The organism is Natronosalvus caseinilyticus, assembly GCF_017357105.1.
Lineage (GTDB): Archaea > Halobacteriota > Halobacteria > Halobacteriales > Natrialbaceae > Natronosalvus > Natronosalvus caseinilyticus.
Genome location: NZ_CP071596.1, coordinates 2,336,851 through 2,356,148, shown reverse-complemented (window position 1 = coordinate 2,356,148; position 19,298 = coordinate 2,336,851). Strand labels below are relative to the sequence as shown.

At 60.8% G+C, this 19,298-nt stretch carries 15 protein-coding genes; 6 read left to right on the top strand and 9 right to left on the bottom strand.

The window, feature by feature from the left end; all coding sequences use genetic code 11:
- The first annotated feature begins 319 nt into the window (after window positions 1-319).
- Together J1N60_RS11325 and J1N60_RS11320 are read left to right on the top strand one after the other, a co-directional pair.
- Entirely contained in the window at window positions 320-685 is a 366-nt protein-coding gene (locus J1N60_RS11325; RefSeq protein ID WP_312907505.1) for a DUF5805 domain-containing protein, read from the top strand.
- Between the two features lie 5 nt (window positions 686-690).
- Window positions 691-1,734 carry a tyrosine-type recombinase/integrase gene (locus J1N60_RS11320; RefSeq protein ID WP_312907503.1) on the top strand — a complete coding sequence of 348 codons (1,044 nt, stop codon included), beginning with the start codon at window positions 691-693 and terminating at the stop codon, window positions 1,732-1,734.
- Window positions 1,735-2,072: 338 nt separating this feature from the next.
- On the opposite strand, the gene J1N60_RS11315 is transcribed toward J1N60_RS11320, so the two are convergent.
- Window positions 2,073-3,671, bottom strand: coding sequence for an amidohydrolase (locus tag J1N60_RS11315; RefSeq protein WP_312907501.1), 1,599 nt, complete (start codon window positions 3,669-3,671; stop codon window positions 2,073-2,075).
- A 90-nt stretch (window positions 3,672-3,761) separates the two neighbouring features.
- Window positions 3,762-4,691: a dihydrodipicolinate synthase family protein gene (locus tag J1N60_RS11310; protein ID WP_312907499.1), complete on the bottom strand. Its 930-nt coding sequence runs from the start codon at window positions 4,689-4,691 to the stop codon at window positions 3,762-3,764.
- 125 nt (window positions 4,692-4,816) lie between these two features.
- On the opposite strand from J1N60_RS11310, the gene J1N60_RS11305 reads away from it, so the two are divergent.
- Window positions 4,817-6,649: a BNR-4 repeat-containing protein gene (locus J1N60_RS11305; protein WP_312907497.1), complete on the top strand. Its 1,833-nt coding sequence runs from the start codon at window positions 4,817-4,819 to the stop codon at window positions 6,647-6,649.
- 136 nt (window positions 6,650-6,785) lie between these two features.
- Complete coding sequence (locus J1N60_RS11300) at window positions 6,786-7,757, top strand: Gfo/Idh/MocA family protein (RefSeq protein ID WP_312907495.1); 972 nt, start codon at window positions 6,786-6,788, stop codon at window positions 7,755-7,757.
- Between the two features lie 161 nt (window positions 7,758-7,918).
- Here the strand turns inward: J1N60_RS11300 and J1N60_RS11295 are convergent, their stop codons facing one another.
- Window positions 7,919-9,067, bottom strand: a complete 1,149-nt coding sequence (locus J1N60_RS11295) for a GNAT family N-acetyltransferase (protein WP_312907493.1) — start codon at window positions 9,065-9,067, stop codon at window positions 7,919-7,921.
- A gap of 1,121 nt (window positions 9,068-10,188) precedes the next feature.
- Between J1N60_RS11295 and J1N60_RS11290 the strand changes: the two genes are divergently transcribed.
- On the top strand, window positions 10,189-11,511 hold the full coding sequence (locus J1N60_RS11290; RefSeq protein ID WP_312907492.1) for a right-handed parallel beta-helix repeat-containing protein: 1,323 nt from the start codon (window positions 10,189-10,191) through the stop codon (window positions 11,509-11,511).
- Between the two features lie 218 nt (window positions 11,512-11,729).
- On the opposite strand, the gene J1N60_RS11285 is transcribed toward J1N60_RS11290, so the two are convergent.
- From J1N60_RS11285 to J1N60_RS11275, 3 genes are all read right to left on the bottom strand, one after another.
- Window positions 11,730-11,969, bottom strand: a complete 240-nt coding sequence (locus J1N60_RS11285) for a hypothetical protein (RefSeq protein ID WP_312907490.1) — start codon at window positions 11,967-11,969, stop codon at window positions 11,730-11,732.
- A gap of 184 nt (window positions 11,970-12,153) precedes the next feature.
- A complete protein-coding gene (locus J1N60_RS11280; RefSeq protein ID WP_312907488.1) occupies window positions 12,154-13,200 on the bottom strand; it encodes an ABC transporter permease in 1,047 nt (348 codons plus the stop codon).
- Window positions 13,201-13,212: 12 nt separating this feature from the next.
- Window positions 13,213-14,232 carry an ABC transporter permease gene (locus J1N60_RS11275; protein WP_484551595.1) on the bottom strand — a complete coding sequence of 340 codons (1,020 nt, stop codon included), beginning with the start codon at window positions 14,230-14,232 and terminating at the stop codon, window positions 13,213-13,215.
- Window positions 14,233-14,381: 149 nt separating this feature from the next.
- Between J1N60_RS11275 and J1N60_RS11270 the strand changes: the two genes are divergently transcribed.
- Window positions 14,382-14,615 carry a hypothetical protein gene (locus J1N60_RS11270; protein WP_312907486.1) on the top strand — a complete coding sequence of 78 codons (234 nt, stop codon included), beginning with the start codon at window positions 14,382-14,384 and terminating at the stop codon, window positions 14,613-14,615.
- Between the two features lie 269 nt (window positions 14,616-14,884).
- Here J1N60_RS11270 and J1N60_RS11265 read toward each other — a convergent pair whose 3' ends face one another.
- From J1N60_RS11265 to J1N60_RS11255, 3 genes are all read right to left on the bottom strand, one after another.
- Window positions 14,885-15,967, bottom strand: a complete 1,083-nt coding sequence (locus J1N60_RS11265) for an ABC transporter ATP-binding protein (RefSeq protein WP_312907485.1) — start codon at window positions 15,965-15,967, stop codon at window positions 14,885-14,887.
- A complete protein-coding gene (locus J1N60_RS11260; RefSeq protein ID WP_312907484.1) occupies window positions 15,957-17,018 on the bottom strand; it encodes an ABC transporter ATP-binding protein in 1,062 nt (353 codons plus the stop codon). Before J1N60_RS11260 ends, J1N60_RS11265 begins: the two co-directional genes overlap by 11 nt.
- Before the next feature lie 254 nt (window positions 17,019-17,272).
- Window positions 17,273-19,192 carry an ABC transporter substrate-binding protein gene (locus J1N60_RS11255; RefSeq protein ID WP_312907483.1) on the bottom strand — a complete coding sequence of 640 codons (1,920 nt, stop codon included), beginning with the start codon at window positions 19,190-19,192 and terminating at the stop codon, window positions 17,273-17,275.
- Window positions 19,193-19,298: the final 106 nt, after the last annotated feature.

The window sequence follows — 19,298 nt, the reverse complement described above, 5'->3', positions numbered from 1 at the left end:
GCGTATCATCGCACGGCATCTGGTCCTCTTCTGCACTCGAGATTAATAGCTGGTAGAACCACGCGAAATCGTTCCTCGAGAAATCAGGGATAACCGTGATGAATGTTGGATACTGAACACTACCTTCTGAGCTGAACGGATCGGCAGACCGACTCAAAATTACCCATGGATAAATCATCTTACCTCACTAAGCCGTTCAATAGGGGTCAAACAGTACGTAATTTGCCGGTAAATTAGGGGTTTCTGAACGGATTAGGCGCATAAGCCGTCCTTAACCATCACTATTAAGTGACTGTCACGAGTCCTGAGTAGTGAGACGATGCAGGACAAGCGATCCCTCAATGTCGACGTCCCCGAGTACCAGCTCGAGATTTACGACGAGGAGGCCGAACAGATGGGGTTCGGCTCTCGAGCGGCGTACATTCGCGCGATGATCAACGCTGGACGGCGGGATTTCGGCCTCGACCCCCAGGGTACAGGGGGCGAAGACACCACTTTAGACGATTTGATCGAACAGCGTATCCTCACCCACCTGGGCCAGACTGGTTCTCTCCCAACCGACGAAATCGTCGATGGGCTGACCGACGAGGTCGAGCAATCCACGACGGCCGCACTCGAGCGACTGAACGACGCCGGTGACATCGATTACTCCGTCCAGGATGGCGGATTCGTCCTGAACCGGTGACCGAGATGGGAGGAAAAGACCTCACGCGAGCATCGACCGACGCTACGACGGACCCAATCGCGACGTTCATCGAGGAGATGGAGCTGTACGGGCGGTCAGAAACGACGGTCAACGACTACGAGACGACGCTTCGGCAGTTCGACGACCACCTCGAGCAAGAAACGCTCGACAGCGCTGATCGCCTCGACTGCTTGCGATGGATCCAGGGATTGCGCGACGACGGCTACGCCCCTGGTTCGATCCGGACGAAGGCTGTCCACCTCAACCGGTTCTACGGGTACATGGCCCAGGTCGGCACGTTCGACGCCAACCCCATGGTGGTCGTCATGGAAGAGATGAGCGAGAAAGGCGACTCCTCGCCGACGCGCCGCCACGTAACCGTCGAACAGATGGGCGAGTTCGTCAATGGTGTCGAACATCCTCTCAGACGGGCCCTCGTGACGTTGCTGGTGAAGACCGGAATGCGGGCCGGCGAAGCGTGCAACCTCGATATGCGTGACGTCCACCTCGATCACGCTGCCGTTCGAGACCATCGTTCGAAGCCGGAGCGAGCGGCGATCCGCGATCACCCGGACACGCTATTCGTGAGCAGTAACATCGGCGTTGGAAGCGTCGCGAACGGGGAGACGCGTGTCGACGGGAACAAACGCCACCGGGACACCCGCATCCCAATCGACGAGGAGCTGCGAGACGCCCTCGTGCGTTGGCTGGCCGTCCGCCCCGACCCGATCTCGGACGCCGACCCGCTGTTCGTGAGCCTCTCGAGGGATTACGGCGAACGGTTGACGAGCGACGCCGTGCGAGCTCACGTCCGCTCGGTAGCCGAAGGGTGGGGATGGTACACCGAAGGTGCGGGGCCGGAGGAGAACGTCACGCCGCACTATTTTCGTCACTTCTTCACCACGGAAATGCGCAACCGGCTGGGAGATGCGTACGTCGTCAAGTACGTCAGAGGCGACGTTGGCGACGTGATGGACAGGTACACGCACAACTGGGAAGAGCTCGTCGAAGCACCCTATCGAAACAACATCTTTCGGTTACGGGAATGACTGGTTTGGGCTGAATAAACAACATATTGCTATATGGAATGTCAGCCGTCGTTGGCTAATCCCAAGATCCAGATCGTTGGATAATTGCGAGCGGTAGTGATTCACGAATACTTCAAGCCATGCGTTCCGCTCGTCTGCCTGTTCATCCGAGGCCGATGGAGGCGGATACTCCAATACGAGAAACCGTTCGTAATGACGGTAAGTCGTTACCGAAGACGAGAACGCAGCGATCGCCTCGAGTATGACGGTCGCGATCAGTGGGCCATCGGTGAGATCCAGGAGAGTGGGTGGCGCTTCGACGACGGAGCCCATCGGGGAGTCCGTCCTCTATCGCGTCGTTACGCATCCGACCGTGTGAGACGGTCCGACACGTCGGCTCTGTAGACGAATTCCCCACCCACGATCGTCGCCAGGACGTCGATATCGGCGATCTCCTGAGGGTGTTCGTACGGATCTCGGTCGAGGATCACCGCGTCGGCAAGCATCCCTGGCTCGAGCGTTCCCTTCCGATCTTCCTCGAACTCGGCGTAGGCCCCACCACGGGTGTACGCACGGATGGCGTCGTCGACGGAGAGTCGCTGAGCTGGGTGGGGTGCGTTCACCGCGCAGTGAATGCCGTACAGCGGCCCGAACGGCATCTTGTCGCTGCCGAACGCGAGCGAGACGCCAGCATCCTGGATCGACCGGAAGCGATTGTTCCCGCGCGACCAGCGTTCGCCGAGGCGCGCCTCGTAGAGTCCGTCCGACTCGGACCACTGCAGGAAGTTCGGTTGCATACTCGCGACGATGTCGAGGTCGGCCATCCGCTCGATCTGTTCGTCGGTCGCGAGTTCGACGTGCTCGATCCGCAACCGTGGGTTCGGGACATCGTAGTCGGCGAGAACCGTCTCGTAAGCGTCGAGGACGACGTCGATCGCTTCGTCGCCGATTGCGTGGGTCGCGATCTGTTGGTTGGCTCGAGCGGCGGTTGCGAAAGCCGATTCGAGGCGGTCTGGGTCGATCACGAACTGACCGTCGTTGCCGGGGTCGTCGGCGAACTCGCCCGTCAGTTTCGCCGTTCGAGAGCCGATCGAACCGTCCGCGAACACCTTCAGACCGAGTATACGGAGTCGGTCGTCACCGAACCCACTGGCGAGTTCCAGCGTCGAAAGTTCGTCGACGTGGTCGACGTGGACGTAGTAGCCCAGTCGGATCGGGAGGTCGTTCTCGCGCCACGCCTCGTGGAAGGCGGCGTGAATCGAATCGCCTGCGCCAGGTGGCGTCGTCATCCCGACCATGTCCTGGATCGACGTCAGTCCGAGTTCGTTGGCCCGTCGAACACCGAGGTCGAGGATCGTTCGTGCCTTCTCGCGGTCCGGGTACGTCGCCTCCTGGACTCGGATCACCGCGTCTTCGACGACGACGCCGGTCAGGTCGTCGTCGGCGTCCCGTCGGAGGTCGCCCTCGACGCCGTCGAAGTCGACGCGTTCCAGCCCCGCCGTGTTGAGCGTAATCGTGTGGCCGTCCACTCGTTGAGCGGCGATCGGGTGGTCGTCGCTGACGGCATCGAGCTCTGCTCGGGTGAGGTACTCGCGGTCGCCGACCGGCCAGGTGCTCTCGTCGTACCCGAAGCCGAGTACCCAGTCGCCGGGGTCGGTGTTCGCGGCGTTTTCCGCCAGGCGGTCGAGCGCGTCCGACCGACGTTCGACCGCTTCGAGATCCGTCTCGTGTAGCGTCATACCGACCGACGGAATGTGGGTGTGTGCGTCGTTGAACCCGGGGAGAACGACACACCCGTCGAGGTCGACGAAGTCCGCGTCCGAACCCGAAACGTCTCGAGCCTCGGCTCCGAGGGCGTCGACCCGGCCGTTTCGAAACCTGATTGCGTTCGACGTCGTCCGATCATCGTCGAGAGTGTGGACGGTCCCACCGTCTAACAGCAGCGACTCGACGGTCATATCTGGGACTCGAACCGAGGACAGTAATACGTATCGTTAGGGCCAGATTCGACGCCCGCGGGAGACGAGTGGCAGCCCACCCGCATCGGTTCAGGACAGGAGTCCATCACGATCGAGGTCCTCGAGGAACGACTCGACGCGGCCGCGGTCCTCGGCCGAGAGTTCGACGAGCGGTTCGCGGATGGTACCGCCGTGCATTCCCTGCAAATCCGTGCCGTACTTGACGACGGGAACGTTCTTCGCGGATCCGAAAGCGGGGCCGCCGCCATCCTCCTCGCGCAAGTCCTCGTAGGAGCGCAGGGCGTCACGGATCTCCTTCGCGCGCATCCAGTCGCGGGCGGCGAGTGCGTCCGACAGCTCGAGGACGGGCCGCGGGATGAAGTTGCCGATCCCCGTCGTGAAGCCGGTCGCACCCTCGACCGCGTAGGCGAGCGCGTAGCGCTCGGCGACGCCGTTGAGCCACTCCACGTCACCTGAGACGGTCTCAACCAGGCGTGAGAACTCCTTGACGTCGTAGACGGCGTACTTCACGGCGACGACGTTCTCGATGGTCGAGAGTTCCTCGAGCACCGGCTCGTCGAGCAACGAACCACGCTTGTAGACGACGAGTCCGAGATCGGTCGCGTCCGCGAGCGTGCGGTAGTACTCGATCAGTCCCTCCCGGTGAACGTAGGTGTGACGCGGATACATGATCATCGCAGCGTCGGCACCCGCCTCGGCGTAGTTCTCGAGGAGTTCGGTCGCGTTCTTCGTGCTGCCGCCGGCCCCGCCGACGACCGTGGCGTCGTCGGGTAGCGCCTCGACCGTCGCCCTGACGACGTCGATTCGTTCGGCCTGTGACAGCGAGTAGTACTCGCCCGTGTTCCCGCAGGGGATGAAGACCCGAGCGCCCTCGTCGTACAGCGTTCGTACGTTCTCGGCGATCCGTGTCTCGAGGACGTCCTCACCGTCCTCGCTGAACGGCGTCGGTATCGTGAAGGCGACTGATCGAAGGTTCTCCCGCAATGGGTCGTAATCCATGATCGCTGTCGGTACCATTCGGGTGTTGGACCATTATATTTCCGGTCACCCCTCTCTTGCGTCCAAAGCGCGTTCTCGAGTGCGGGGAAACGTATAAACCACACTGCGTGAGTGAGTACCATAGAATGGAAATGAGAGACGAGATCTCACTTTCGCGCGGGCTCCTCGGACACTGGTCGGGGGAGCGATCGCCCGACGGTATCGTTCGAGACCGCTCGCTCGAGGGCAACCACGGTAACTACGGGATCGACGCCCGCTGGATCTGGTTTACGAATCCGCGGGCGGTTAGACACGTCGGTGATCGGGAGCGAACGTACGTCTGCTACCTCGGCGGCCCGACCGGACGGGATATCGTCGCCGGGGCCTACGACCACGAGACGCGGTCGTTTTCGACGACCGTCGTCGACGAATCGTTCTCCGACGACGACCACACGAACCCGTCGCTCCTCCTCCGTAACGACGGGCGGATTCTGCTGTTCTGGGCGGGCCACAACGGCGACGCGCTGCACTACACCGTCTCCTGTGATCCCGAGAGCGTGTCGGCGTTCGGTCCGACCCGGCGTATCGAACAGGAGAGCGTCACGTACCCGAACCCGGTCCGGTCGCCCGACGATCCGGAGACGCTGTACCTGTTCTACCGGGATCGAACCTACACGCGCGACGCGACGAACGACAAGTACGGCTACATGGGCGACGGCAACCTCTACTACCGGGTTTCCGAAGACGACGGGCTGACCTGGAGCGACCAGACGCGAATCGCCGTCCCCCCGGAGGGCCACTACTCCATGTACTTCGTTCCCGCTCGCGGAGACGACGCGATACACTTCTTCTTCACCGACGCCGAGCGCGGTGGCGATGCCCCCAAATGGAACGTTATGTACGCCCAGTTTCGCAACGAACACTTCTACGCCGCTGACGGGTCGCTCATCGCTGGCCCTGACGACCTGCCGATGACGAAGTCGGACCTCGAGGTCGTCTACGACTCCACCGCTGCAGGGAACCACTACGCCTGGGTCTGGGACAGTGCGGTCGACGACGACGGTAACCCGGTCGTTGCGTACGCGACGTTTCCGTCGACGCTCGCCCACGAATACCGGTACGCGCGGTGGGACGGCGACCAGTGGTGCGATTACCACCTCGCGGATGCGGGCCGCTACGTCGCCAGACGGCCAATCGAGTTGCACTACTCCGGCGGACTCTCGATCGACCGCGACGACCCGAACGTCGTCTACGGCTGCGTCTCTCGAGGCGACCAGTGCGAACTCCGGCGGTTCGAGACCGCGACCGGCGGCGAGACGTGGGCGGAGATGACGGTGACGAAACGGTCGACCGGGTGCGACCTCAGGCCGGTCGTCCCGCGAAACGCCGGCGAGGACGTGCCCGTCCTCTGGACGACGGGCTCGTACAAGCACATGGACACGGTACAGACCGTCCTCCGCGGGCTGCCCGCCGACCAGCTCGCCGGCTCGAAACTCGAGGGCGACGGATCACACGGCGTCGACCTCGGGTTCGACCGCTACGACGCCACCACGTTCGCCGGCGGTATCTCCGTCGCCGCGCGTATCGAACCGCGAGACGTAACGAGGCCCCAGGTCCTCGCGAACTTCGGCGGTGCGGTCACGCTCGGGGTCGGTCTCACGGGGAAATCGGGAATCGGATTCTCGCTGCGCGGCCCGGACGATGAGCGTACGGTCGCGTGGGCGGACATGGCGGCGAACGAGTCCCATCACGTAGCGGGCGTCTGGGACGGGCGAGACCACCTCGCACTCGCCGTTGACGGCGAGGTGATCGACGAGGCTCGCTTCGACGGACCACTCGAGTTCGAGACCGACTGGGCCAGCTGGACGCTACTGAAGGGCGAGTACCTCTTCGGTCGTGGTTACGACGGGACCGCGACGGACGTCCGACTCTACAATCGGCCACTCTCGACGGCGGAATTGCGGGCGCTCGCGGAGTAGCCACTGTTGCGGCCACCTCGAGAACTGTCGCTCTCGTCCGGTCCGGATGTCGAACTCACGGCCCCGGCGCGCCGAATCCTGTCAACATGGGCACTGATATCGAAGCCTACAAGAGGATTACCTCGGTGTACGACGTATGGACGTAGGATTCATTGGAGCTGGCAAGATGGCCAGCACACTGATGGAGAAAGTCGACGCCAGTAGTGACGCGAGCATCACGGCAATCTGTGACATCGACGAGGACGCCGCACGAGAAGCTGCAGAGCCTCGCAACGCGTCGGTGTACACCGAGCACGAAACCCTCTACGAGGAGGAGTCCCTCGATGCGGTGTTCATCGCAATCCCCCCGTTTGCGTACGACGATCAGGTGACCCTCGCCGCCGAACGCGGAATCGCCGTTTTCGTCGAGAAGCCGGTCGCCCTGAAACCCGAGCAGGGCCGAGAGACGCAGGCGACGATCGAGGACGCCGGGATCGTCACCGGAACCGGCTACGTCTTCAGGTACGACGAGATCACGGAGAAGGCCCTCGAGTTGCTCGAAGGCCGGGAGATCGCGATGCTCACCGGCCGCTACTGGAGCAGCCTGCTCGCGAGTCCGTGGGGGAACGAACTCGATCTCTCCGGCGGCGAAATCGTCACCCGGACGACCCACATCTACGACCTGGTTCGGTATCTCGGCGGCGACGTCGAGCGCGTGACGGCTGCAAGTACGGATCGGATCGGAACCCCGGAGATCGACTACCCCGACGCGACGACGGCGACGTTGGAACACGAAAACGGCGTCATCAGCACCGTCTCCTCGGCGGTGACGTCACCGGAGTGGACGGCCGAGTTGAATATCGTCGGCGAGGACGTTCATTTACACCTGGATTACACGACACAGGAGATCACCGGTACGGTCGGCGAGGAGTCGGTCCACTTCGAACTCCCGACCGACCGATACGGACGGGAGGTGACCAACTTCCTCGAGGCCGTCGATCGAAACGACCCCGCACACGTCCGCTCAGATTACGCGGACGCTGTTCGGACGCTGTCACTCAACTGGACCGTCATCGACGCCGCCGAGTCGGGCGAACCGGCCATCGTCGGTGAGACGCCTCGGTCCTGAGCGAAGCGAGACGGGTCCGTCGACGGATCGGCTTGTTTCGTTTTTACATTGGCTTGTGGCGGATTCTAATCGGCGACCACTATCGAACGCGAGCGGGTGATCGGTTTCGAACGCGGCGAAGACGGATCGAAGAGTCGATGACTCGAGTGCTCGCCGACCACTCATATCGTCTCGGTCTGCCAGAAGTAGTACTCCAGGGGGAGGACCGCCTGCAGGAACGGCCGCGAGCGCCTGATCGACCAGCACGCGTCGGGCGAGCCGAACAGGAGGCGGGTCATCGTCCGCCGGTCCAGGACGACGTCCGGTTCTCGCGCCGTTCGCTCGACGTGAACGCCGGTCGCGTCATAGGTGACCGTTACGGCGTCTGTCGTCTCGGATCCGTCGATGGCCAGCGTCACCGTCCCAGACGGGCGCCCGAAGTCGTCGACGACGGTCGACCATCGCTCCGCGAGCAACGGTTCGTACGCCTCGAGCGTCGCGGGGAGGTCGAGGATATTCAGTTTTCGATGCGGGCGCGTCTCCCAGTCGATTGCCAGGTCACAGAACGACGGGACGAGCGGGTGGTGGGGATGGGTGAACACCTCCAGTTCGGCCGCCGTTTCGAGGACCGTCCCGAGCAGTGTCGTGACGCCCTCGCGCGAGCCGCCGAATTCGAGGACGGACGCGGGGTCGGCCCCCCGGTAAGCGAGGTACGCTGGGCGGTCCCTGTCGAAGACGAGTGTCTCGAGGTCGCGTTGCTCGAGCAATCGCTCGTACCGCCGGTCGGTGCGGGTGATTCGGTACCGTTCGCGGTCGTGGATTTCCGTGATCAGTTCGAAATCCGTCCGGCTTCGATACTGACGGACGTCGGCGAAACCGGCGGGATCGGCGGTGAACGATCGTCGCGTGATCCGGAATCGTTGCTCCCGGCCGGCGTTCTCCCACCCGAACCGTCCGTAGCCGAGCCGGTCGCCCTCGAGTTCCGCGAGGGGAACGTCCTGTGAATCGAGGCGGTCGAGCCAGAACTCGAGGAGCTGGGTCATGTACCCGTTTCCGCGGTGGTCGGGATCCGTCGCGACGCCGGCGATACCGTGGCACTCGACGGTCGCGGCCCCCGCACGAAGTTCTGCCGGAACACAGGCCACGTGGCTCACGACGTCGCCGTCGCAGGTGACGACCGCGTGTCGGTTCGGTCGCGTCTGATCGAAGCAGTGGGGCATCCGCCGTTCGAGACCACCGCGTTCGAAGCCGAAACACCGCTCCGTGAGCGTCATCGTCTCCCGAAACTCGCCCGGCCGAATGAGCCGCGGCCCCTCGATAGCTGAGGTCACGGTGGCACGTACTCACCACGAGTACAACACGATTTCGGTGGTGGCTATCCGGAAACGGCACCCGACAGAAATGGATTCGTATCGTTTCGGGTGAGCAAACGGCGAGCGATGGAGGCGACGGTCGCATTGGGATTGGCTGTGACGGCGTGTCCTCGAGAGCGAGAATCGTTCGGAGCGATCCATAAGTGGGTGTGGGAATCTCTGACAGGGGGCCGGGTGGTTCTCTGGTGGCTCGAGTCCGGCAGAGGACAGCAATCGAACCCAGGAGGAGTGTCGTACGGTAGTCGTCGAATCGAATCACCCCTCGGCCAGCCAGAGGGCCAGAATGGCTAGTTGCGACCGTACAGTCTCGACCGAGTGAGCCATGACGTTCGATTCTTGTCTACTCTCGTCGTTCGATACACCGGTCGTACTGCTGGTGATCACCACGGAACGATTACTCGTCGTCACCGAAACCGATCGTTCCACCGAGAGAGCCTCGACCAGGGATCGAGACGGTGCACAGGAACCCTCGCGCACGGCGGCTCGTTTGGATAGGTCAAACGAACGCCCGAGATCGAACTGCCACAGCGATAGCTGACGGTCGACCGGCTCGCTGACGGACGAGCGGTCGATCCACGGGGATGCCCAATTAAATCCACTACAGGCCTTACAACACTATGTATGTCACACGCAGGGAACGGATGTAGTTGGTAGTCTGATGATTAAATAAAAGAAAATCGAATTAGAACTACATCGTCCATATGTTTGATTATTCAAAACAAATATATTCGGCATGGACCTCCATTGTCGAGCAAACGGTTCTAAACGGGCGCACATTCGCCGAAGATGCCGACTACAGTGTTCGTTTTCCGATTCCAAACGATTGTCGACACCGCCGTCATTCGAAGTACCCACACGAACCAGGCGATCTGGTTCGGTGGAAACCACCCCTTCGACTACCCCCACGAAGCCGGGTCGGAGTAGCAACCGAGTGCTCGCCGCTTTCGATTCGATTGACTTCGAGGCGTACAGCGTATCATCACGGAAAGACAACCACCCATAATTTCAATCCACAAAGAGCATAGGTTTTACGTGAACATTATATGGCATTGCAATACACTATCATGTGAGTATCCCTCATGAACAGACGATCGTATCTTTCGTCCATTGGTATCGCAAGCGGCGTCCTGTTGGCCGGTTCGACGACCGGCGATGCGGACTCGTTCACCGCCAGTAGCCAGACCCCATCCGACTCGTCCAATCGGATTCGAACGGCAGGCGATCTCGTTCGCCTCTCGGCCGACGAGATCCTCGCACTCGACGGCGAAACCGTCCGTCGCCCGTTCAATCCGGAACTCGGCGGTGGTGAAGCGTACGATCCCGACGGGCTCGACGGTGCTGAGGAGTATCCCCACGGCGGTGCGGTCACTCGAGAACTGGCCACGTACGTCGTTTCCGATGCGGACGAACTCGAGACGGCGGCCGGGGATGCGACTGCCGGAGAGATCATCTGGGTCGAGGGGGACGCCGAGGTCGATATGACCGGTGTCTCCATCACGCTCGCCGGCGGCGTGACGCTCGCGTCCGACCGTGGGCGAGACGGATCGGACGGGGCGCTCCTCTCCCAGGACGAGAACGGGTTCAACGCGTTCATCAGTACGGGCGGTGACGACGTCCGACTCACCGGACTTCGACTGTCCGGGCCCGAACACGAGTACTGGGACTACGAGGACAAAGGGATCGACAGTATCTACGACGTCGGAATCACCTACGGACTCCTGATCGACGACACTGACGACGTCGAGGTGGACAACTGCCAGTTCTCCGGGTTCACGTACGCCGGCATCCGGGTCGGAATGTGGGGTGCGTACGAGTGTGAAGGGGTCTACATCCACCACAACGAGTTCGTCGACAATCCATCGCCGGCACTCGGGTACGGCATCAACGTCTACGGCGGCGATCCGCTTATCGAGTACAACTACCTCGACAACAACCGTCGTTCCATTGCCGGCGTGGGCGGTGACGTGCCGATGAACTACACGGTCCGGAACAACCTCTTTGGCCCTCGGACACGGCTGGCACCGATCGACGCCCACGGAGGTGAGGTCGACGATATGGACGAACCACAGGCGGGCGTGCGCATGGACATCGAGAACAACGTCGTTCTGTCGGAGAAGGCCGCCGTCTCCGGCGCGCCACAACCGGCGATCGTCATCCGTGGCGTGCCGCGAGAGCGAGCCACGATCCGGAACAACTGGTTCTTCACCGACCGCGCCCCACCGTTCAGTGCGGACGAAGGAACCGGTGACGATGGCGGGGCGATCCGCCAGTGGACCGACCAGTATACCTCGATCACCGCGTCCAACAACGTCTATGGAAAGTTCGTTCTCACGGAGGAACTCGGGACGGCCGGAACAACGTGGGGACCCCAACAGGCGCACGGAAACCGAGATTCCAACTGACGGTCACCGAAACGTGATTTCGGCGCGTTCTTTCGGCTGCACTCGAGCGTGATCGATCACGTTGTGGAGACCATCGAGTGCTTGGGCGGACAACGACTGCAGTAATCACGCTGTCTTCCCTCTACGATACGCTCGGTGACTGTTCGACTGCCGGTGTGATTGAACGCGACGTCTGAACGGAAGACTCTCGAAATATGGACTGCTGGGACGTCCGTGATTCACTGGCCGCGACGTAACACGGCCAAAATCACGTAGATACCCACCGAAACGAGAATGACCGTCGCGCCGTAGATACCGAGCATTCCCGCAACGGCACCGTCTCCTCGAACCGCTCCGATCAGGAGCAAGCCGAAGCCAAACAGCAAACTCAGTGCCAGTGGCTGCTCGAGCAACGATTTGACCGACTGGTCGATCCGGGACGACACGCCCTGTGAGTCTTCGGACACTTTCGTGGACATTGTGCGTTACTCTGACCTTCGGACGACAAGTGCATAAACGTTCACCTCCCCAGGGTGCGCTCGAGGGTATCCCGGCGACCGGATCGGGGGACTCGTCTTTGAATCAGTGACCAGGGTTGGGACCTGAAAGTGAAAACGAAGGCAGAGACGAAGACGAAGACAAGACGAAGAGGATAGCGACCGATCAGTTTCGATTCGTGACGTCCTCGCTATCGTCGACTGTCTTGGAGTGGCGAGCCCTGAGTCGTGGATTGAACACCTTGTCGAGTCCCTGCGAGAGCAACACCAGTGCGAACGAGAGCAGGATAAGCGCGGCCATCGGCGGATACAACCAGTGTGCGGCCCGTTCGGGATTCGAGAGGGCGCCTCCGGTCGCGTACGCGTCGTTCATCATCGTCCCCCAGTTCGTCTCCGAGTACGGGAGGAATCCGAGGAAGTACAGCGCGACGGATGCGAAGATCACGCCTCGAGCGGCCTGTGCGGAGTTGATCAGTACGTACGGCATGAGCTGTGGGATAATGTCGTTTCGGAGAATCGAGCGCGTCGAGACGCCCATCGAGCGGACGGCTTCGACGTACGACGCCTCGCGAAGCGTCAGAACCTGCGACCGAATCGTCCGTGCTAATCCGGGCCAACTGTCGATCGCGAGGATCACGCCGACGGCGAATGGATCCCGCGGCTGGTAGATGGCCGCCAGGACGACGACCAGCGGAAGCCCGGGGATGACCATGAGGATGTCGGAGATGAGCATCAGGACGTAATCGACGATTCCACCTTTGTACCCCGCAACCGTCCCGACGACGACCGCAACGCCTGCGGCGAAAATCGCCCCTGCGAGCCCCATTTTGAGCACAGCAGGCGTGGCGTGGACGAGCTGTTTGTGGATCGGCCGACCCATATTGTCGGTACCGAGGGGGTATTCCACCGACTGGAACCAGGTCATGTACGTCTCCGCCTCGTTGATCGACGGTTCTGGGACGAGGTGGACGCCCACCGTTCCAGTGAAGATGAACAGTCCCAGCACGACGATTCCAAATCGGGTTCGCCAGTCGGTCCAGGCGATTCGGGCCTGGGTCAGGAAGTAGCGATCGATCGTCCGTGAGTACCGTTCGCGTTTCGACATCGTCGACGTCGACGACTGGGACATGTTCGTCAGGAAGTCCGGCGTCGACCCGCCGTCGGTCCTCGCTTCGTTCGCCCCGTCGTCAGCCGTCCGTTCGTTGTGTTCCATCTTGAAATCAGCTCAGTATGACTCTTTGTCGTTCGTTCCGGCCCGTGGATCGATCAGCCCGTACGTCAGGTCGGCGATCATGATTCCGGTGATGGTGATCGTCGAGAAGAATATGAGCAGTCCCATCAAAAGTGGATAATCTCGCTGAGAGAGCGCCTCGTAAGTGTACCATCCGATTCCGGGATACGTGTAGATCTGTTCCATGATGATCGAACTGCTGAAGATCGCTGCGATGCCAATCATGAAGCTCGTGTACAGGGGGAGTATTGCATTTCTGCCGACGTAGCGGATCGCGATCCGATTGTCACTCAGGCCACGGAGTCGGGCTACTCGGAGGTAGTTCTCCCCCATGACGCGGATACAGTTCCCCCGCATCGCCAGTGCTGACCCGCCGAATCCGACGATGATACTCGAGGCGATGGGGAGTGCAGAGTGATGCAACACGCTCAGCATGAAGGGGATGTTGAACCCCGCCGTCGTGGAGGGATCGTATCGACCTCTGGTCGGGAACCAGCCGAACTTGAAGCCGAGAAACGAGAGCATCAGGATCGCCCCAACGTAGTACGGAACCGAGTTGAGGAACGTCGCACCGATCGAGGCGACGTTGTCGAACCGGGACCCCTCTTTGTAGGCCATGAGCGCGCCCAGGACGATGTTCGCGCTAAATCCGATCAAGAGCCCGTAGATACTCACGAAGATCGACCACGGCATTGCTCGAAAGAGAATATCGAAAACTGGCTCGCCACGCCAGAGGGATTCGCCGAAGTCCTGGTAGACGACGATGTTAACCATGTACTCGGCGTAGGCTTCGAGAATCGGCTGTTCCGGGTCGATGTTCGTTCGCAATTCGATCATTCGGTTGATCTGTTCGATGTTTACGTCCTGGCCCTGTTGAAGAGCATCCTGTATCATCCGATCTCGCATGACCTCGATCGGCCCACCCGGCATAAGACGATAGAGAATAAAGGTTATCGTTATGACAGAGAATAGCGTAATAATTGCTTGCCCTACTCTCCTGGCATAGTAGTTCATACTGGCTCATTTCGCTAGTCGATATTAAACTTTGCGTCAGGTGTTATCATGCCAAGCAGACGCCCTCGACAGGGGATATTGTTTTCAATCGAACTGACTTCACCGACACCCGAACAGTTATAAGGGAATCGACGGTGACACTCTACGTAATGGGGCGATCGTTCACCGCGGAACTTGGCAAGCAAGTCTGTACGTACAAACTCTATCTGATCTTCGGCGTCTCACTGGCCCTGGTCCTGATCGCGTTCTCGCTAGTTTCGCTCACCGTCGTCGAACCAGCGAGCGCGACGTACGTCATCGTCGTCCTGAACCTCGCAACGCTCGCTGCCCTCACTGTCGTCATGTCGGTCGCGATCGTCATCTGTACGAGACGCGACTACTAGTGCTCCGTCGAGCGTCGATCGATGAGTCGAACCGGCCTCGAGTCCGGTTCGGTTCATCGCTATAACCTCTGAACGCCCTCAGTGCGTTTCCAAACCTGAACTGAGGGGGTAAACCGATGGCGTCCACCTGCTTTCACTCACCAGTCGACGCTCGGGAGCGTACGAGTCCTCTTCTCGTCGACTGTTTCCGGAATCGAGCATCGTCAGTTACCCCATCGAAGAAGACGAGAGCAAGCAATGGGCGTCTACGGCCAGTTCGTCGTCGCGATTCACTCCGGAAGCGGTTCGCTGTTCCAGTACTCGTGGTTCCGCTCAGACCGGAAGCACGCGACGTCCGAACGGCCGCTTTCGTCGGCTGGCGTCAACTGTGGAACCTGGGTCGTACACACCTCTCGAGCCTTCGGACACCGGGTGTGGAACCGGCACCCGCTCGGCGGGTGCTTCGGATCCGGAATGTCGATCTTTCGCATTGGAAGTTCTTTCGTCCCTTCTCTCGCCGCGTCCGGATCCATGACCGGCGTCGCCCACCGAAGAATCTTCGTGTAGGGGTGCTTCGGATTCCGGATGATCTCCTCGGCGTCGCCGATCTCGACTAGGTTCCCGAGGTACATAATCCCGATACGGCCGCCGACCTTCTCCGCGAAGTAGTACGCGTTCGCGAGGTCGTGGGAAATGAAGAGGTAGGACGTGTTGACCTCTCGTTGCAGGTCGTGCATGAGGTCCATCATCTCTATCCGCAGCGAGACGTCGAGGGCACTGACGGCCTCGTCAGCCAAAATTACGTCCGGGTTCATCAGGAGTGCACGGCCCAGGGCGACCCGTTGTTGTTCACCACCGCTTAGCTGATGTGGATACCGCGACGCGTACGACGACGCCGGTTTCATCCCGACGTAATCGAGCAGTTTGTAGATACGCTCCTCTCGATCGTCGACGCTCAAGTTTGGATACCACTTCTTCAGCGGCACCGACAGACTGCTGAGGATAGTTCGGTTGGGGTTCAGTGAACTCCCCGGATCCTGATGGATGATCTGGAGCGATCGACGGATGTCCGCGAACGGGATGTCCACGTCACCCCTTCCGTCTTTGGCGTCCCAGATGTCCTGTCCGCGGTACCGTACCGAACCGTCGGAGGGTCGCTGCAGGCCGACGGCCGTCTTCCCCAGCGTGGTCTTTCCGCACCCGCTCTCACCGACGAGAACGATCACCTCGTTCTCGTGAATGTCGAGGGAAACCCCATCGACCGCCCTGACGACCTCCGCCTCCTTCCGTCGAAGGGTCTGCATCAGCGACGTACTCGAGAACTCGACACCGACGTCGTCCAGCGTGACGACCGGTTCGGAACTACGGCTCATCGAACGTCACCTCCTGTTTCTGGTCGCTCAGGGTATAGGTGATCTGCTCTCGAGCGTCCTCCCAGTGGAAACAGGCGACCTCGTGGTCGCCGCTCACCGGTTCGAGTTCCGGATCGACCGCCACACACTGCTCGTCTGCGAGCGGACAGCGAATGTGATAGGAACACCCCTTCGGCACGTTGACCGGGTCGGGACTGTCACCCTCGATCGGCTGCATATCTTCCAGGGCTGACGACAGGTTTGGAACGGCCTTCAACAGCGCTCGAGTGTAGGGGTGGGCGGCGTCTTTCAGGATGTCGTAACACGGACCCACTTCCACGAACTGGAACGCGTACATCACGGCGAGGCGATCGGCCAGATCCGCGACGAGCGGCAAATCGTGCGTGATGAAGATCATCGTGATCTCGTACTCGTCGTGGATTTTCGCCAGCAGGTTCGTGATCGAACGCTGCATGAGTAAGTCGAGTGCCGCAGTCGGTTCGTCCATCACGAGGACGCTCGGCTCGAGCAACAGACTGAGCGCAATCAGTGCCCGCTGTTGCATGCCGCCGCTGAGTTCGTGGGGGTATGAGTCGAGAACGCGATCGGGATCGAGATACAGGTCCGTGAGCAGCTCCCGGCCGTAGGCCATTCCCTCCTCGACGTTACGGTTGTGGGCCCGAAGCGTCTCCGTGAAGTGGCCGCCGATCGACATCGTGGGGTTGAACGAGTCCATCGCCCCCTGAAACACCATCGAGACCTCCTCCCACCGGAACTTTCGGAGTTCCTCTTCGTCGAGGTCACGGACGTCGAACGGATCGCCGTCTGGAGGGTGGTAGATTACCTCGCCGGTCAACCGGCCAGGGTTGACGACTGCATCCAGGAGCGCCGACGCGAACATGGATTTGCCGCTGCCACTCTCGCCCACGATCCCCAGGATTTCGTTCCGGTGGATATCCATCGTCACGTCGTCCATCACTTTCGACGTCCCCCGCTCCATGTCGAACGTGACGGATGCGTTGCGGACTTCGATCAGCGTCTCCCTCCCCCAGGAGTTTGACGAGGTTGTCACTCCGTCACGGACGGTCACAGAGAGTCACCTGTACGGGAGCAGTAGACGTTACAGTGGCGGTCGATTCGTCACGTACCGAGAACTCGATCATCAGCCGTTCCATACCCAAATGAGGGGAGTTTTCTCACATAAGCTTTTAGGAACCTGTTTGTCGACGGATAGCTTCTCGTGGGACAGAAGCCGTGAGAGAAGAGGGAGAAAGAGAGGAAGAGGACGGTGCGAATTCCGCTCACCGAGCGGCTGTACGGGTTTCGTTATGGGTACCCGACGGTGCCGTTCTTGATGAGGGGGTACAGCGCGTTGTTGGTTTCGAGACGCCACTTCTCGTCGACCGACCAGTCGAAGTCGCGCGTGTTAGCCCAGCGACCGGACTGACGGTAGAGCAGGTCGATTTCTGGCATGTGGAAGTTCCACATCCAGCACAGCTTTTTGATCTGTTCGTTGGTCCACTCGACGTCGTCCGTAACCATAATCTCGTTGACCGTTTCGACCAGATTGATCTCCTCGGTGTCGCCGGAGAGGTCGAGTTGACCGATTTCGGTTGGGATCTCCCAGACGAGCGGCTTCCCGTTGTACGGCGAGTGCGTGCGGCCGTCGTCGAGCCACTGCTGGATCGTATCGTTCGCAGCGCTGGTTCCACCGGTTGCGATCTGTGACACGAGACGAAGGCCGAACGAGTGGTTGTACCGGAAGAACCCGACCGGGTGCTGGTAGTCCGCTGCGTAGTGGCTGTACGGCGTGAGCCCCCAGTCCATCGTCTGGTTGAACCGCTCGGACACCTGGTTCTGCTCCTGGCCCTCGAACACGACGGGGAAGCCGTACTCCTCGAGCTGGGCGTGGACGGTCTGTCCTGGGACGTTGAAGAAGTAATCCGTCCCGATGGGCATCAGGATCGGGTCGAGCTCTTCGCCGTCCGGATTGTAAACCGTCCCGTCTTCGCGCGAGTAGCCGCCGGCCTCGAGGAACTGGTCTGCGAGTTCGTGGTCGGAGTCCTGGGGTGCGTAGTCGATGAAGTTGTCCAGGTCGTCGCCGAGGTACGTATTGTTCCACTCCTGTTCGATGCCCGTGTGGACGTCGATCGGCAGTCCGGTCTCGAAGTTCGTGACGACGTCTTGCGTATTGATGACTGCCGTTATCGCGCGGCGAACGGCACGGTCCTGGAGTGCCTCGGTGTGGTTCCAGTTGATCGTCATCGAGTACATGAACTTCGAGGCGTACTTCGCGAGGTCCTGGTAGTGGTCGGGGAGTACTTCCCGATACTTCTGTTCCATCGCGACGGACGCGAAGTCGACCTTTTCGTTCGATATTAACTCGTCCTGGGCGGCACCCCCAGCGACGAGTTCCTCGTACTGTTCGATCTGGATGTCTTCGGACCAGCGGTGGTGGTCGACGGGTTCGAGCGTGACACCCTGGGTGGACCAGTCGACGAGTTCGAACGACCCCGTGCCGAGCCCTTCGTTCATGTACTGGTCGATATCGATTTTCTTGTCGAGAACCTCAGCAGAGGCCGCATCACGTTCCTCGTCCGTCGACGCGTCCTGCAGTGCCTCGAGGTGAGGTTGCCACGTCTCCGCAGTCAGGGAGTCCAGGTTTCCACTCACGCCACCCAGGTCGGTCGTCTCGATGAGCGCAGGATTCTTGGGCTCCTTGTAAGTGTACTCGATCGTCAGGTCGTCGACCAGTTCGATGTTCTCGTACTGGCTTCCGTCGGGTGACATCAACCGATTCACTTCTTCCCAGGTGTACAGGTCCTCTGCAGTGTACTGGTCGCCGTTCCAGAAGACGAGGTCGTCGCGGAGCGTCTTCGTCAGTACCAGACTATCGAGGTCCCAGTTCCAGGACTCGAGTGCGGGCGTCTCGACGTTCCCGTTGTTGTAGACGATCGTTTGCCGATCGTTGGTGAAATCGGCTAACCGGGAGGGGAACTGCTCACCGAGCGGGTTGAAGTTGTACTCGTCGGGAAGCGTCGTGCCGCCAATTCGAGTTAGCGTCCGATTGTCGCCGTTGCCCCCATTTCCTCCATTACCACCGTTCCCGCCATTACCACCGTTCCCGCCGTTACCACCGTTCCCGCCGTCGCCGCCCGTACAACCGGCGAGACCGGCCGTCGCGCCCGCTGTCAGGGCGAGGACGTACCGCCGACTGGTCAGATTCCTGCTGCTACGCTTGCCCATTGTAGGTTTGTCACCATCTGGCATAGGAACCACACTCTCCCCAGACGCGATAAATCTTTCCCCGCGGAGTAAGCGTCTCCCCACGGAAAATTTCCGGATTCTAGAA